This window comes from Paenibacillus sp. ACRRY (genome assembly GCF_022346995.1).
Classification (GTDB): Bacteria; Bacillota; Bacilli; order Paenibacillales; family Paenibacillaceae; genus Paenibacillus.
This window is the reverse complement of record NZ_JAKRNM010000001.1, coordinates 1,910,474-1,927,192: the sequence shown is the minus strand read 5'-3', so window position 1 is coordinate 1,927,192 and position 16,719 is coordinate 1,910,474. Positions and strand designations below refer to the sequence as shown.

Here is a 16,719-nt window from a genome sequence, read left to right as displayed (position 1 = left end):
TTGACATCAAACAAAAGAACGCCGATTCTGTTGTTTAAACAGAATCGGCGTTCTTTTGTTATGGCATTTGACTCTACCTGAGAGTATACCGAACACTTGTCGACATATCGGGGTTCCTACAATCCGCGCTTGCGGAACCAACTGCGGACAGCCCACCGGCGTTCCTGGCGCTTCTTGTACTTTGGCAGGGAGCGGTAGACGTTCAGGGATTGCTCATAGGCATGCTTGGCATCTGCGGTTCGTTCCAGCGAACGGTAGACGGAACCCAGCAAATAATAAGCTTCACTCGAGGATGAGTGGATATCCTGAAATTGTTGTACATAGGTCAATGCCTTGTCTCGATCGGACTCCTTAAAGGCATTAGCTAAGGTAAGATAAGGCTGACCATACTTAACTCTTGGATTGATGCCTAGAGCCTGCAGGATATGCCGCTCACCTGCTTCCATGTGACCAAGGTGAAGTTCTGTCGTTCCCAATGCCTCCCAGTACTCGGCAGATTGCTCGTAGGGACGTTCAAGCTCCAGAAGCAATTCATAAGCTTCGTTATAACGTTTGCGTTCGATCAGAAGTCTGGACAGGTCAAGCTTGGAAGAGACTTCATTGGGACTCATCGCAATCTGCTGACGCAGCCGTGAGATCGTACGCATGCGTTTGATCGGTTTCATGAAACTAGGGAACACCCCAACATAGCGACGATCCAGGAAATACAGAATAATGAGAAGAATCAGAACAGCCAGAAACGGATTGCCAACAATCCGCCATAGAAGGCCGAAGATCAAAAATTTAATCAGCACAACAAGTTCAACTCCGTTTATGATGTTATCGCATTACGAACGCTTAAAATATATTTGGATTGATCCAGCGGATTCACGCCCCTGCGCTTGCGCATCGGCTTCACATCTGGAGGGCAATCCTGATATCCGGCAAAAGAGGTGACAAGTACACCGCGTCCCCCTGTTTCGGAGCGGAGCTTCACCGGATAATCCATCGAAGAGGCCAGCGGAATCTGTCCTTCTACAATACATCTCCCGCCGCCAATAACAGGCGCTTCGAACGTTGCACGCATATGCACAAGATCGCTTAGAGCCTTGCCTCCGTATTCTTCCGGTACCGTCAAGCGGAATTGCAGAAGCGGCTCCAGTAGTTTCGTTCCTGTTCGAGAAAGGCCATCCATGATTCCCATCGGCGTAGCAACGACAAAGTCCAGCGGATGCGTATGCCAGACATGATGCTCTCCTTCGACAAGCGTGACCTTCAGATCGGTGACTTCCCAGCCGAACATGCCTTGAGACAGGGCCTCTGGTACACGGCGCTGTACTTCATTTTGATACCGCAGCAGCAGTTGGTCTGTTCGAGCTGTAGATTCATAGATCAGACCGCTTCCGCGAGGCAGCGGCTCCATTTGGAAGCGAAGAATGGCCCAGCAGGGTTTAGGCATTGTATAGGCGATGAATCCTTCACCTGGAGCGCTCAGCGTTTCTTTGTAAATGACAGAAGGTGGGTCAAAAACAACACCCAGTCCAAAACGACTGTTTAACAAGCTCGACAGGATCTCAAGCTGAATGGTCCCCATGACTTTGAGATGCAATTCCCGGTCTTCTGGAAGCCATTGCAGGTCAAGCAGCGGGTCCTCATCGGTTAATTCCTGCAATGCAGCAACAAGGTCGGGATAACGTGCCGGATCCTGGCCGTGTACCTGTACTGTCAGCAAAGGCACCGCCATTTGGGGCATGGGAGGAACGGCGTCTGGACTTCCTATAATGTCACCTACATGCGTCTCGCTCAGACCGTAAAGTGCGGCAATCTGCCCGCTGTGTACCGCTCCGGTATCCGCCCATTTGCGACCATCCATCTGGCGGATTTGAGTTACTTTTTCTTCTAGTCCCCTGGTTGTATTATAGATCGTGTCACGGTTGTGAATGCTGCCTCCGTACATGCGGACGTAAGCTGTTCGTCCCATCGTTTTGTTCCGTTCAATTTTGAATACGACCCCCGAGACCGCAGGATCCTCTGGGATTGCAGGAGGTGGGAGGAACCGGGTGACCGTATCAAGAAGTTCGGATACCCCAATCCCTTTCCCCGAAGCACCAAAACAAACCGGAAATATTTCACCTTGATGTACCAGCTTGTGGAATGACGAATCAATCTGCTCTGATGGAAGAGGAACTTCATTAATGTAGGATTCCATGATTTCTTCATCCAGCTCAGCAATCATCTCAACGAGTCCGGGAATCGTTTGCTGATTCACATGCGCATGATCATGCCATACGGAGTGAACACCGGTGAATGAATCTTCATCCATAACGCAGGATTGTACCGGGCATGCGAATGGAGAGAACGTGGAGTGAACCTGTTCCATAATAACTGCTGCAGATGCGCCGATCCGGTCCATTTTATTGATATATATAATGGTGGGGATGCGAAGGGATCTCAAGGCATGCCAGATGGTCTCACTCTGGGACTGAATCCCTTCCACAGCTGACAAAATCAGAATGGCACCGTCCATTACACGCAGGGAACGTTCCACTTCGGAGCTAAAATCGATATGTCCAGGGGTATCGACGAGGTCGATCACGGTATTGTTCCATGTGAGGGAGGTCATGGCTGCCTGTACGGAAATTCCGCGTTCTTTCTCAATGTCCAGCGAGTCCGTAGCTGCCGTACCGTCATCTACCCGGCCCGGGCTGCGAACAATGCCGCCATGATATAACATATGTTCTGTTGTGGTTGTTTTGCCTGCATCTACGTGGGCAAAGATACCGATATTTCGGCGATTGAATTCATTTTGCATGGGATCTAAAGCTCCTCTGACCGAAGAAACGTATCGTTTCTGACATTGTTATTCCGTATAATCATACCACAAGGGCCGTATGGAAGAATATGTTACAATTTTGCAAATTAACCATTCATCGTTCTGCGGTAAGCCGCAGGCGTGGTACCTGTGATTTTTTTGAATTGTCGATAAAAATGAGGTAGGCTCTCAAAGCCGCAGGCATCCGCTACAGATGCCATGGTGTCATCGTTCCGAAGCAGATGCTCCTTCGCCATGATCACCCGGCGGGCTAGAGCGTAGTCGGTTAGGGTCATGCCAGTATACCTTTTGAACGCCCGACTGAAATGAGCAGGGGATACTGCTGCTTGCAGAGCGAGCTCGGACAAGGAAAGGCCGCTGCGCAACTTATCGTCAATATTGGACAGGGTGGCTGACAGCCAGCTCGGACCGGAATTGGAATGAACAGAGCGGGCAGGACCGGCGTCCTCGAGACGCTCCAGAAATATGAGCAACAATTGAAGCCGAAGCAGGGCTGCATGGGCGCTTAGCTGGTTTTCGATCTGGAATTCAGCATGAATTTCTTCGATAAATGCAGTCACTTTGGCTTGTTCCTCAGGCATCAGGTGTCTTTTGTAAACCCTGCGTCTGCGGCATCGCTCAAACAGGGAGAGCAGGACTGATGCGCTCCCTCCCGCAGCCGCTGTCAGTAATCCGGGACTGAAAAACAGAGCTGAAGAGGTTACAGGATTAATCTCGTCCGGCAAAGCCCGGTGTACTGTACTGCCAGGAATGATGAACAAGTCTCCCGTCTGCATGTCTTCAAGACCCGTATCGATAAAAATGGTTCCTTGACCACGATATACGTAAATGATTTCATGCCAATCATGCAGATGATCCGGCAGTTCATTCTGGGGGGCTTTCGTATCTGCATAGACCAGTCGAAAGGGAATGCCTGATTCTGACTGGATGGTTGTGCGAACGGGCGAGCGTGCCATAAAGACTCCTTTCTAAAGCTATTTAATACACGGTGGACCACACCTGGTCATGAAAGAGTATATTTAACGCAATATAAGCAATTTAATTTCCTTTTTTTGATGATACAATGAATTTAAAGCGTTTTCAATTGATGAATATAACAGGTGATATCGGACTCGGATGATAACAAATAATTGATGAGGTGAGTGTGCATGTCGGCGAGCACCAAACGACCAAGACTGAAGCTGAATCTGTTGGGAAATGACGGGCAGCGCAAGTGCAAGGAAATCATGGATCGTCCCGTAAAGGTACTGCAGATTGGAGAAGGTAACTTTTTGCGGGGATTTGTGGACTGGATGCTTCATGAGAGTGCTAGACAAGGCAAATTCCATGGCAGTGTGGTGGTTACCCAGCCACGGCCAGGGGGCAAGGCGAAGCTGGAGCAGATCCGGGATCAGGATGGATTGTATACCATGATTACCAGAGGTCTTTCTCAAGGTAAAGCCGTGGAGCGCACAGAGATGATTTCGATCTTTTCCCAGTGCATGAATCCTTATGAAGAATGGCAGGCATTTTTGGAACTGGCCGAGCTTCCTTCAGTGGAGTTTGTTATCTCCAATACGACGGAGTCAGGATTAAAATATATTCAGTCGGATTACGTGGAAGGAGAGCCGGTTTCTTCATTTCCGGGCAAGCTGACCGTGTTTCTCCATCAGCGTTATGTACGGTTTGAAGGTGATCCTTCCAGAGGTTTGATCCATCTGCCATGTGAACTGCTCGAAGGAAATGGTGATGTACTGCGAAGCTGCGTTTTGCGTCACAGTGAGGACTTTGGCTACTCCGATGCATTCCGTGATTGGATTAAAAACCATAACCTGTTCCTGAACAATTTGGTTGACCGGATCGTGACGGGTGCGCCAACTCAGGAAGAAGCTGACACGCTGGCAGGACGATGGGGTTATGAGGATCAACTGATTAACACAGCAGAGCCTTATCATTTCTGGGCCATTCAGGCTGATGAGGGACTGGACAAGAAACTGCCGCTGAAGCAGGCTGGACTTAATGTTCACTGGGTCAAGGATCTGAAGCCTTATCAGGTGCGGAAGGTTCGCATTTTGAATGGTGCTCATACCTTGATGTCTTCTCTTGGCATTCTTCATGGCAAGCAGTATGTGAGGGAGACGATGGAGGATTCGCAATTTGGACCGTGGATCAGAGAAGCCGTGCATCAGGAGATTGTGCCTGCGCTGGATATGCCGGATCATCAACTTGACCAGTACGCTGAAGAGGTGTTCGAACGATTCCTCAATCCCTATATCAATCATAAGCTTCAGGATATTGCGTTAAATACTATTGGCAAATTTAAGGTGCGTCTTCTGCCTACCTTATTGTCTTATGAACAAACTCAGAACAGCTGGCCGACACGCCTGGTTCGGGGATTCGCTGGACTGTTGTTATTGTACCGCCCCGTGAATACTTTAGACGGATACCTTGGACATCGCTTAAACGGTGAGTCTGTTGTGCTAAGGGATGACCCGGATGTTCTTGCAGCCCTAACTGCACATTGGGAGAGCTATGATTCACTCAGAAGGGACCGACAACAGTTGAACGAAAGGCTGGCTGCCGTATTGTCGGATTCAGGCATTTGGGGAGAGAATCTGAACGAGCGAAGAGGACTGCGCGAAGCGCTTCTTGATGAGATCGTTTTACTGGAAGGTGAGACGGAATGAATACAACAAGTACAACGCATGACTGGATTGCCATACAGCCGCAGGATGATGTGATCATAGCTCTTCGTGATTACACAAAGGGAGAAACGGTCACGCTTTCAGACGGAGTTTCATTTGCACTGCTTGATGATGTGCCCAAAGGGCATAAGATCGCAGTACATGGAATCGAACCAGGCGATGATGTCCTGAAATATGGTTTCTCCATCGGTGTTGCCAAGGAACGGATTGAACAGGGGAACTGGATTCATAGCCATAATCTGAAGACAGGACTGCATGGCTTGCTGGAATATGAGTATCAGCCTGGTGTATCCGTTCAAGCGGATATGCCCCCGGAACATCTGAGGACATTTGAAGGTTATTTGCGACCTAATGGGGAGGCAGGTATACGCAATGAAGTATGGATCGTTAATACGGTAGGCTGCATCAACAAGGTATGCGAAGCACTGGCACGCATGGGGCAGTCACAGTTCGGCAGCAGGGTGGACGGCGTGTACCACTTTCCTCATCCATTCGGCTGCTCGCAGCTTGGCGATGATTTGAAGTATACCCAGCAGCTGCTGGCTTCCCTCGTCGAACATCCGAACGCAGGCGGTGTATTGGTTATTGGACTGGGATGTGAAAATAATCAGGTCGACCAGTTCCGTGAATGCATCGCACCTGAATATCAGGGGAAGGTCCGTTTTCTCAAGGCTCAGGAAGCCGATGATGAACTTGAGGAGGGTTTGCGCCTGATGGAAGAGCTGGTGGAGATTGCCGAGCTGGAACAGCGCCAGCCGCTGCCACTTAGCAAGCTCAAAATCGGATTGAAGTGCGGCGGTTCAGATGGTTTATCCGGGATCACAGCCAATCCGCTAGTGGGTTCGGTTGCCGATATGCTGGTTGCTGCAGGAGGGACTGCCATCCTGACCGAAGTGCCGGAAATGTTCGGGGCAGAAACCATTTTGATGAATCGGGCTGCGAATGAACAGGTTTTTAGTGATTTGGTGGATTTAATTAACGGATTCAAGCAGTACTTTGTAAACCATGGCCAGAACATATATGAGAACCCTTCCCCTGGTAACAAAGCCGGTGGTATAACGACACTTGAAGAGAAATCATTGGGTTGTACTCAAAAAGGTGGCCGTTCTTCTGTCGTAGATGTGCTTCGTTATGGCAAACGTGTAACCCAAACCGGCTTGAACATTGTAGAGGCACCCGGCAACGATTTGGTGTCCGTCACGGCCTTGTCAGCTGCAGGTGCTCACATTGTACTGTTTACTACAGGAAGGGGAACCCCATTCGGAGGTCCGGTACCTACGGTCAAGATTGCAACGCAATCGGATCTGGCGAATCGAAAAAAACACTGGATCGACTTCAACGCAGGTCAACTGCTCGAAGGCCGGACAATGGATGACGTGAAGGTCCAGCTCTTCAGCCAGTTGATTGACATTGCTTCAGGGCGTACTCATACGCTCAGTGAGCAACATGGGTTCAGGGAAATCGCCATATTCAAAGATGGTGTAATTCTATAAGTTGTATATCCCTTGGCATTGCATATATTTATAAACTTATTAAAGATCCCGGTAGGCGATGTTGAAAGTGGCCTCCGGGATTTTTGTTGTAAACAGTACGAAATCTTGAATGACTTACTTTTGATGCTGAATGTATCTAAGTCCCTCGCCATGGATTCGGTTTAAACGATGCCAAGCGCCTTTTTTACTTTTATCAATCCAGCTTCAGTCGTGTGTTCCATGAGCTTGTCCAGCAAAAGGTCACGTGCTTCTGTGGTACTGCCGTTAAAGGGTTCAATACCCTGACGACTCATCCAGTGACTTGCCGTCTCATAGGAGGAACTGTTCCAGGCCACCTTGCCATCTGCGAGACCTTCCTTTTCCTTGGTCCCGCTAATGACAACGGCTGTGTTGCCCTGGAGATCCAGTAGCCCTTGATCGAATGCCTTCTTATCTTCCTTGGCACCAAATCCAGCCTGTGCACGTAATGCCCGCCCATCAATGCCTTCCTGATCTTCGATTCGCTCATAGAGCTTGAATGCGTCACGGGAGAGCAGACCGGCGTTGTATTGCTCCTGGATGGTCCTGCTGTCAGATAGCAACCGGCGCACCCAAGGGAAACATTCGCGGGAGATGAGGATGGCTTTCTTTTTGACAAATTTGCCGTATGCTGCAACGCCTTCTTCAGCTAGGCGTGAACGCCACAGCCAGGGATCAAGAGGAGAATCGGTATGCCAATTTTCCTGTGGCGTTAACGAAGAGAGAGAAGGGAAGTCGGGAAATAACGGTGCCAGTGGAAGCAATCCCGCAGTCTGTATACGCTGGACAGCTTCTTCATAGGTTACAATCGGCTCAGTAATCATGGTTAAGGCATCTCCTTTTATGTAGTTGTACAAGAATTAGGAGTGGTACTCACATACAGTCGGTACACTTCCTCGGCATGCTGCCTGATCTCGCTGCGAAGTTCCTCGGGTTCAATCACTTCGGCTTCACGGCCCAGACGATAAAAGAAACGAACAGCCCACTCCCATTGATCTGCTGGACAGAGGAAGGACAGTTCCCAGAGATCTGGGGCAATTTCCGTCAATTTCTCACCAATGTGCCTGTCTTGTTCTGCCTCGACCATGGCACAGTAGCTTAAACGGGCTTTGATACGAACGGAAGGCTTTTCCAAAGGGCGAGGCTGGCTCAATTCACGCTCGGCATTTATCGTTAACTGTTCAGTTTTTGAGGAATCAATAGACTCTGCTTCCAGAATCCGATCCACTCGAAACACACGCTGTTCCCCATGTTCCTCCGAATATGCATCACAGTACCAGAATCCGGCAGAAGCATAAATGCGAATCGGACGGATCTGAATCCAGCGCTGGCGTGCAGCCGAACGATACAGGACACGCAGCCAACCGTGTTCAGGAATACATGCAAGGAGCGGTTCCAAATGATGAAGAATATAGTTGCGCTCCGGGATATAGTGATTCAGCTGTTTGAGCATGGGATCGATTCGAGCCATGACGTCATCCGGAATAATGCCTTTAATTTTATCCATAACCGTCCAGCGTTTCTCTTGAAAAGGTGTATCTGCATAATGGCTAATTCCCTCAAGAGCGAAAATGAGAGTCGCTGCTTCTACCGGATCCAGCTGCAGTGGAGGCAGCACGTAACCCTCCATAAGCCGAAATCCACCGCCAGGGCCGGAAATAGCAATAATCGGCACGTTCATCTCGGACAGAGACTGGATATCTCGCAAAATGGTACGACGGGACACTTCAAACTTGTCTGCGAGTGAATGTGCTGTTTCGAGTCCGTGCTGTAATGCCATGACGATGGCAGCAAGCCGATTTATTTTATTCATGTCAGCCACTCCGTTTCGAGAGTCAGGCCGCCGGAAAGGTTGCCGGAGTGCTAAAACCATTGTAACAGCCGATTAGTGACATCTTGGGTGTCACCAATAATATGTACGCATTAATTTTGCTGTGTACTGGTGGATGAGGGAGCGCTTTTCCGGCAGGTGCCCTTATAATATGTGTCTCGTCCAAATTCGCCCTACGAGGCATTATCTCCTTCTCATCCAAATTCCACAAATGATGGCAAAAAACCGTACCCCGATAAACGGATACGGTAAGTAGCAGTTAGTTATGATGAAAGAAGCATATATCTAATGAATGGATTGAAATATAACGATTCTTTAATAAGTGTTTCCTATTGTTCTGTTTCTCGCCTTTTTTAATACAGGTAGGGCTCACTTCATCTCGAGCAGTTGAACACCGCGGCCCTCAATCTCCACGCTACCCGAGAGTTCGCGATCCGTTAAGAGATCCTGTGCCTTACCATTTCCAAGTTCATACGACTGCGTGGTCGCATTGTGGTTCATGACGAAGAGGTACTGCTTGCCGTCTTTTGTACGTGCGCTTACTTCCACACCATCTGGTGTTTCGAGCAAAGGGTGGATGTTTTTGGCTGCCGCAAGCTGTCCCAGCAGGCCATCCAGGAAGCTCTCTTCCGGATCGGAAGCCACATACCATGCCTCACCTTGACCGAACGTGTTGCGGGTTACGACAGGCATACCTTGATAGAAATCATCCCCATACTCGGCGATAACTTCAGCACCTTCGCTGTGAAGCAGGTCACACAGCATGCCGCATTCGTATTTGCCGTGTAGATCACCATAGGTGTCTTTCAGCACGATGCTGTTCTTCTGCTCAGGGAGCAGAGCATCGATCTCTTCGACCCAGATCCCAAGCAGCTTACGAAGTTCACCTGGGTAGCCACCTGTGGTGACGAGGTCACTCTCATTGACAATGCCGCTGAAGAATGTGGTCAGGAACGTACCGCCGGCTTCAACAAACTTCTCCAGTTTGGCTGCAAATCCGGGTTTGACCATGTAAAGTACCGGAGCAAGAACAATATCATATTTGCTAAGGTCGGTATCCACGCTGACAATATCCACTTGGATATTGCGGCGGAAAAAGGCAGCGTAATATTTGTGAATTTGATCCACATAATTCAGGGCAACGGTAGGACCGCTGGATTTCTCAATGGCCCACCAGTTATCCCAGTCAAACACAATCGCCACTTTGGATTCCACCGTAGCATCCAGTGTTTTGTCACCGAGCAATTGCAGCTCCTTGCCAAGCTGGGCGACTTCGCGGAATACACGTGTATTCTCATGTCCAACGTGTTCAATGACTGCACCATGATACTTCTCGCATGCACCGATGGAGCGGCGAAGCTGGAAGAACATAATGGTGTCTGCGCCATGCGCAATCGTCTGATAGCTCCACAGTCGCATAACGCCAGGACGCTTCAGCGAGTTGTAAGGCTGCCAGTTTTGCTGGCTTGGTGTCTGTTCCATAAGCATGAACGGCTGGCCATCTTTCAACCCGCGCATCAGATCATGTGCCATGGCGGTGAAGCTGAATGGCGTGGCAAGGCCCGGGTAGCTGTCCCAAGAGATGATATCCATATATTTGGCCCATTTGAAATAATCAAGCTGCTTGAAGAATCCCATCAGGTTAGTCGTTACGACGGAATCAGGGACATGCTTCTTAATCGCATCGTATTCCAAACGGTAACAATCAAGCATGCTGTCGGAGTTGAAGCGGGAGTAATCAAGGGAAATGCCCTGGAACGTCGAGTTGTTGTTACCCCAGTGCTCACTCAGATTGCTTGGCAGAACGATTTCGTCCCAGTCATAGAAGGTGTGACCCCAGAAGTTGGTGTTCCATGCTTGATTAAGCTGATCCAGAGTCTTGTAACGCTCTTTCAGATACACACGGAAGGCTTTCTCACAGTTGTCGCAATAGCAGTCTCCGCCATATTCGTTGGAGATGTGCCATACCAGGACAGCAGGATGGTCTTTGTAGCGTTCCGCCAGTTTATCGGCAATTTTCTGAGAATATTTGCGATAGGTTGGACTGTTTGGACAGGAATTATGGCGTCCGCCGAATTTGCGTTTGCGTCCATCTGCATCCACACGCAGTACATCCGGGTATTTCTTGGCCATCCACGCGGGATGAGCCGCGGTGCTGGTTGCGAGACAAACGTAGACACCGTTTTCATAGAGGCTGTCAATTAATTGATCCAATTCTTCAAATCTATAGGTTACCTCATCAGGCTGAATCAGAGCCCAAGAGAAAACGTTGATCGTGGCTATATCGATACCTGCCAGTTTAAACATGCGCAGGTCTTCAAGATGGGTCTCGTGATCCCATTGTTCAGGGTTGTAGTCACCGCCATAGAACATTTTGGGTAATTTGCTGCTAATCAATATGTTCACCTCTTGTATAAGAATAATTGTATATTATATGATTCAAATAGCTTTTAAAATATAAGAAAAGTAATGAATCATATAAGAATATGGAAATGAGAAAAACATATGTGCATTGCCTGAACGCTTACACATCGAGAGGAGAACACCATGTTAATCTCACCAACACATCGAAGATATTTCATGACTCCGCGCGAAGAGCCGCTCCCCCTGTACATCGAAAGCATTGGTTATAACGGCAATCAGGAGAATGTACTTAGGCCTGCAGGCTATCCTTGTTATCACTGGCTTCAGACGGTGAAAGGAGCAGGGGAATTCCATTTTGCCGGTTCGACTGTAGTCCTTGACGAAGGCTCCGGAATTCTCCTGCCTCCGAATGAGCCGCATGAATATGTACCTTCATTAGGGGAGTGGGAGACGCTCTATATTACGTTTGGCGGATCTCAGTGCCCGGCCATCACCGAGGCACTTGGACTTGGAGAGGCGGCACTCCATCAATGGGATACGGGAAGCCCGCTGGAGAACTACGGCAGGGAGGTGCTGGGCTCCATCAGTAGCGATCAGGACTTGTCCGGTCTGGAAGCTTCCGCCGATATGTACCGCTTTTTGATCCTGCTCAAAAAACACGGCATGACCGGCAGTAGGTCATCGATCTCGCATGCCGTGGAGCGGCTTGCACCGCTCATTGCTTTTATGGACCAGCATTATGCGGATCCCGATATCGGGCTTGAACAGATGGCTGCCGTGCCAGGAATCACACCAAGACATTTGAATACGTTGTTTAAACAATCATTCGGCATGACGGCCTACAGCTATTTCATTCTTCTGCGGATTCGCAAATCCAAGGAATGGATGACAGGCAACAGCAAATTGACCGTGAAGGAAACGGCTGCGCGTGTTGGCTTTCGCGATGCGAGCCATTTTGTAGCCACATTTCGGCGAATTGAAGGTGTAACACCTGAGCAATTTCGAACGTTATATTTATAGCGAAGTAGAGAGGGATACGACTGTTGATCATGGTTTCTGACCGGGTTTTTCCGCCCACAGTGACAACCTGAACAAAAGTGATGCCAGGAAGGTATTGATGCATGGGGGCAGTTGCCGTTATGATGATATCGATTCCTTCAATTGGAAAACGAAAGCGGATTATCGAATCCGTTCTACTTAGAGAGGATGATAGAAGTTGACAACAACAACCATTCCCTTATGGGATCATGCAGCACCTCATGCGGCTAAAGGGCATGAAGAAGAGATGCCACATCTCATACCTTTTATTCAGCCTGGTTCCGAGAGCGCTGTCATTGTGTGTCCCGGCGGCGGTTACGGGTTTCTTGCAGATCACGAAGGAGCCCCAATTGCCGAATTGCTCAACCGTGCAGGTATTAGTGCATTTGTGCTGAAATACCGGGTAGCACCTCATCAGCATCCTGCACCACTATCCGATGGTCAGCGTGCCATCCGATATGTACGCGCCCATGCCCAGGAATTTGGTATCAATCCTTCCAAAATTGCTGTGCTCGGCTTCTCTGCAGGCGGACATCTTACAGCAACGCTTGGTACCCTATATGATAAGGGGCAGCCGAATCACGAAGATCCGATTGAGCGCGAAAGCTCACGCCCGGATCGGGTTATTCTCTGTTATCCCGTTATAACGATGGAATCGTATGGACATGCAGGTTCGCGCGAAAATCTGCTGGGCCCGGATGCCTCGTCTGAACAGATTAGAGCATTTAGCGCAGAGCAGCAGGTTAAAGCTGACGCACCTGAAGCATTTATCTGGCACACGAGTGATGATCAGGCCGTACCTGTCGAAAATAGCCTGCGTTATGCGCTTGCACTGGGTGCCCAAGGTATTCCTTATGATCTGCATGTATTCGAAAAAGGATCACATGGTCTCGGCCTTGCTGAAGATGATCATGCCGTCCGGGCGTGGTCGGATCTGTGTCTGACTTGGCTCAAAAATCAAGGATGGTAACCGTTTACCCCTCATTATAAATGCGCTATAGGGCGAAGGAGATACGACTATGAAATTGCAAAAGAATGACAAGCTGCTCTTTATCGGCGATTCCATCACAGACTGCGGTCGTGAACATCCTGTAGGGGAAGGCAGTTCTGGACTTGGACATGGTTACGTTGCACAGGTATACGCACTTTTGCGTTCCATTTATCCGGAATTGATGCTGCGTATTCAGAATGTGGGTAATAGTGGGAATACAATTCGCGATTTGAAGCAGCGCTGGGACCGCGACGTCATTGATCTGAAGCCCGATTGGTTGACAATCATGATCGGCATTAATGATGTATGGCGTCAATTCGACCGTCCATTTTCAGCAGATTCGCATGTATTTTTGGAAGAGTATGAATCCACTTTGAGAGAACTTGTGGCTTCTGTTCGCCCCAATCTAAAAGGACTTGTCTTAATGACTCCATATTACTTGGAGGCCAATCCTGAAGATCCTATGCGAGCGACGATGGATATCTATGGCGAAGCTGTGCGTAGAGTAGCGAATGAGTTTGATGCCATTTTCGTGGATACACAGGCAGCCTTTGTCCCGTTCTGGGATCATTTCTATACGTCAGTCCTGACTCATGACCGTGTTCATCCAGATGCAACTGGCCACATGATTTTGTCCAAAGCATTTTTGGATGCCATCGGTTTTGAATGGTCAGGCGGCGTCAAATCATAAAAGGATGTGATTGCTTGAGCAAGCTCAACATTGCAGTACATACCCCGGCACGGCTGGGGGAAGGTCCAAGCTGGGATGCAGAACACAATCGTTTGTTATGGGTAGATATCGAAAGCTACAAGGTACATGTCTATGATCCTGAAACGGGGCAAGATCAGGCTTACGACGTAGGTGAACATGTGGGTGCTGTTGTTCCCTACCGCGGCGATGAAGTTGTTGTGGCACTCCGCAGCGGGTTCCATACCTACCATCTGAGCACGGGAGAATTGAAGGCAATCGAAGATCCTGAAAGCGATAAGGCCACCAACCGATTCAATGATGGCAAATGTGATTCCCTTGGTCGGTTCTGGGCGGGTACAATGAGTTTGCATGACGAAAGTAAAGCAGGCTCACTGTATTGTCTCGAGGAAGGCAAACCGGTTCGAACCATGGTTCAAGATGTGTCTACCTCCAATGGGCTAGGCTGGAGCCCGGATGAACAGATTATGTACTATATCGATACGCCAACACGTTCCATTGACCGATTTGATTTTGATCTCGCAGCAGGTGAAATCACAAATCGGAGAAGCGTTATTTCGGTGCCGGAGGATTTTGGTTTTCCTGACGGAATGACGGTGGACAGCGAGGGTATGTTGTGGGTTGCACACTGGGGCGGCGGAAGAGTGACACGTTGGAACCCGAATAACGGAGAATTGCTGGAGCAGATTGAAATACCTGCAGACCAGGTAACCTCCTGTTGTTTCGGCGGGCCTGACTTGAAGGATCTCTATATCACAACCGCAAGAATAGGCATCAGTGAGGAACGTTTGGTGGAGACGCCCGATGCCGGTTCAGTCTTTGTGATTAGACCCGGTGCTAAAGGGCAGAAGACCCATGCGTATGGCAGAGTGCACCAGGCAGAGTAAATCACAGCAGGAATTTCAATGTACGATGAAGAGGTTTGGTTTGTTCAAGTAATCATTGAACTTTAAGTAGATCGTAAGATATGATAAGAAGTCCTGGAACACCGATTGCTTTTAGGTGAACCATGGCTTCTTTTTTTGTCGAATAATAGTGTAAAATGAATGAGTGGATTTTGTTTCAGTAATACGTTTGACTTTCAATTCCCATTGATTTAACAACGATTATGGGATATAAAGAGAGAACCAAAACTTTAAAATTTATGTAACCGCTAACACTGGGGACCCGTTATATCCGATATAAAAAAGGTATAACCTGTAGAGACATAGAGGAAAGATTAGACAAGGGGGTCGCGATCATGAACCGGTTGTGCAAGGTGCTGATTGTTGACGATGAGTTTCTGGTACGCCAGGGGATCAAGCATCATATGAATTGGGAATCGGAAGGATTCCAGATTGTCGGAGAAGCGTCCAATGGGGAAGAAGGCCTGGAACAGGTACGTTTGCTGAAGCCTGACATCGTTATTACCGACATAGTGATGCCGATCATGGACGGTGAAGCATTTGTGCGAACGCTAAAAGCCAGCCAGCCACAGATTGAAGTCATTGTGCTCAGCAGTTTCAGTGAGTTCGAATATGTACGATCGACGCTTCAGCACGGAGCTGCAGATTACATTTTGAAACCGAAGCTGGACACCGACGAGCTGCTGCAGGTACTTCAGCGAACGGCCGGGAAAATTCCTGAACTGCAGTATGAACCCTCAAACGAAGGGTGGAAGCTGGGACAGTTCATGGAGAAGATGATATCGGGTTTTGCATTGGAAGACGAAAAAGATATGGCTATGGTCAGAGACACGTTTCCACATGATTGCTTTCGCCTCCTTGTGTCCGGGAAGCATTCGCACTTAAGTCAGGAGGATACGGAAAACAAGCTGCTAAATTACCTTGCCGATGTGGAATGTGCCATGGTACCGGTGGAGAATGAAATGCCTATATTCCTGCTGAATGTAGAACCTGCCAAGGAGGAATGGATGGTCGAGCGGATCAAACAGATGGCCATTGAAAATGGAGCGGGCATTAAAGGACCCAGCTGGGTCTTAAGTGACAGCTTTACATCATTTTACCAGATGGGTGATGTGTACCGTAATCAGCTCATTAAACTTATGGAATATCGTTTTTATTATGGGGATCGTTCAATTCTTGTCTACAGTGAACTTCCACCACTGCATACGGCAGGTTACCAGTTTAATGTCAATATGTTCTTGCAGCATGTGAAGCGGAATCGTACTGAGTCAGCCAGGGAGTATCTGAAAGAGCATGCCCTTACGCTGGGACGTGACTACATTGCGGATGTGTTCGAAATCAAATCCTTTTTGGGCAATCTAATTTTCAACGTAACGATTACCCTTGCGGATATGGACGTACAGTCTTCGGCACTGGAAGAGAGCAAGTATACTTATTTCAAAAACGTGGACGGAGCTTCAAGTCTGAATGAGGCCATGCAAGTGCTTGACCAGTTCATGCTTGAAGTGCAGGAATGCACAGCTGGTGATGGTGGGAAGCGCAGTGACCCTAATATGAAGATGCTGCTTGAATATATGCATGAGCATTTCGATCAACCGCTCGGTCTCGCTGAAGTCGCGAAGCATTTTCATTTTAATCCATCGTATTTATCCAGTTATTTTTCGTCACATAAAAAAGAAGGATTCAACGAATATCTGAACAAAATTCGCATTGAGAAGGCAGAAGAACTCTTGCGATCGGATGATGTTACCATTTCCGAAATCAGCAGCATGGTAGGCTATTCGGATCACAGCTATTTCTGCAAAGTGTTCAAAAAATTTACCGGACTGTCACCAAGCCGATATCGTCGGAAATTCTGGGCATAAAGTCAGAAG

13 protein-coding genes are annotated in these 16,719 nt (G+C 48.5%); 7 read left to right on the top strand and 6 right to left on the bottom strand.

Annotated features, from left to right (window positions below; translation table 11 throughout):
- Window positions 1–116 precede the first annotated feature (116 nt).
- The 3 genes from MH144_RS08295 to MH144_RS08285 all read right to left on the bottom strand — a co-directional run bounded on the left by MH144_RS08295 (window position 117) and on the right by MH144_RS08285 (window position 3,768).
- A complete protein-coding gene (locus tag MH144_RS08295; protein WP_239299013.1) occupies window positions 117–794 on the bottom strand; it encodes a tetratricopeptide repeat protein in 678 nt (225 codons plus the stop codon).
- Between the two features lie 17 nt (window positions 795–811).
- Entirely contained in the window at window positions 812–2,791 is a 1,980-nt protein-coding gene (locus MH144_RS08290) for an elongation factor G (protein WP_239299012.1), read from the bottom strand.
- Between the two features lie 107 nt (window positions 2,792–2,898).
- On the bottom strand, window positions 2,899–3,768 hold the full coding sequence (locus MH144_RS08285; RefSeq protein ID WP_239299011.1) for an AraC family transcriptional regulator: 870 nt from the start codon (window positions 3,766–3,768) through the stop codon (window positions 2,899–2,901).
- A gap of 192 nt (window positions 3,769–3,960) precedes the next feature.
- Between MH144_RS08285 and MH144_RS08280 the strand changes: the two genes are divergently transcribed.
- The gene (locus tag MH144_RS08280) at window positions 3,961–5,478 is read left to right on the top strand and encodes a tagaturonate reductase (RefSeq protein ID WP_239299010.1); all 1,518 of its coding nucleotides are present in this window, start codon (window positions 3,961–3,963) and stop codon (window positions 5,476–5,478) included.
- Window positions 5,475–6,989, top strand: coding sequence for a UxaA family hydrolase (locus MH144_RS08275; RefSeq protein WP_239299009.1), 1,515 nt, complete (start codon window positions 5,475–5,477; stop codon window positions 6,987–6,989). Before MH144_RS08280 ends, MH144_RS08275 begins: the two co-directional genes overlap by 4 nt.
- Before the next feature lie 161 nt (window positions 6,990–7,150).
- Here the strand turns inward: MH144_RS08275 and MH144_RS08270 are convergent, their stop codons facing one another.
- The 3 genes from MH144_RS08270 to MH144_RS08260 all read right to left on the bottom strand — a co-directional run bounded on the left by MH144_RS08270 (window position 7,151) and on the right by MH144_RS08260 (window position 11,235).
- Window positions 7,151–7,831 (bottom strand): AlkZ-related protein, encoded by a 681-nt coding sequence (locus MH144_RS08270; RefSeq protein ID WP_239299008.1) that lies wholly within the window; start codon window positions 7,829–7,831, stop codon window positions 7,151–7,153.
- Between the two features lie 17 nt (window positions 7,832–7,848).
- Window positions 7,849–8,820 (bottom strand): helix-turn-helix transcriptional regulator, encoded by a 972-nt coding sequence (locus MH144_RS08265; RefSeq protein ID WP_239299007.1) that lies wholly within the window; start codon window positions 8,818–8,820, stop codon window positions 7,849–7,851.
- A gap of 387 nt (window positions 8,821–9,207) precedes the next feature.
- Window positions 9,208–11,235, bottom strand: coding sequence for a beta-galactosidase (locus MH144_RS08260; protein ID WP_239299006.1), 2,028 nt, complete (start codon window positions 11,233–11,235; stop codon window positions 9,208–9,210).
- Window positions 11,236–11,385: 150 nt separating this feature from the next.
- Here MH144_RS08260 and MH144_RS08255 point away from each other — a divergent pair, with 150 nt between their 5' ends.
- The 5 genes from MH144_RS08255 (at window position 11,386) to MH144_RS08235 (ending at window position 16,710) form a co-directional block, all read left to right on the top strand.
- The gene (locus MH144_RS08255) at window positions 11,386–12,222 is read left to right on the top strand and encodes an AraC family transcriptional regulator (protein ID WP_239299004.1); all 837 of its coding nucleotides are present in this window, start codon (window positions 11,386–11,388) and stop codon (window positions 12,220–12,222) included.
- 196 nt (window positions 12,223–12,418) lie between these two features.
- Complete coding sequence (locus MH144_RS08250) at window positions 12,419–13,210, top strand: alpha/beta hydrolase (RefSeq protein WP_481857323.1); 792 nt, start codon at window positions 12,419–12,421, stop codon at window positions 13,208–13,210.
- Between the two features lie 49 nt (window positions 13,211–13,259).
- The gene (locus MH144_RS08245; RefSeq protein WP_239299002.1) at window positions 13,260–13,922 is read left to right on the top strand and encodes an SGNH/GDSL hydrolase family protein; all 663 of its coding nucleotides are present in this window, start codon (window positions 13,260–13,262) and stop codon (window positions 13,920–13,922) included.
- A 14-nt stretch (window positions 13,923–13,936) separates the two neighbouring features.
- On the top strand, window positions 13,937–14,827 hold the full coding sequence (locus tag MH144_RS08240; RefSeq protein WP_239299000.1) for an SMP-30/gluconolactonase/LRE family protein: 891 nt from the start codon (window positions 13,937–13,939) through the stop codon (window positions 14,825–14,827).
- Between the two features lie 353 nt (window positions 14,828–15,180).
- On the top strand, window positions 15,181–16,710 hold the full coding sequence (locus MH144_RS08235) for a response regulator transcription factor (protein ID WP_239298999.1): 1,530 nt from the start codon (window positions 15,181–15,183) through the stop codon (window positions 16,708–16,710).
- The last annotated feature ends 9 nt before the right edge of the window (window positions 16,711–16,719 follow it).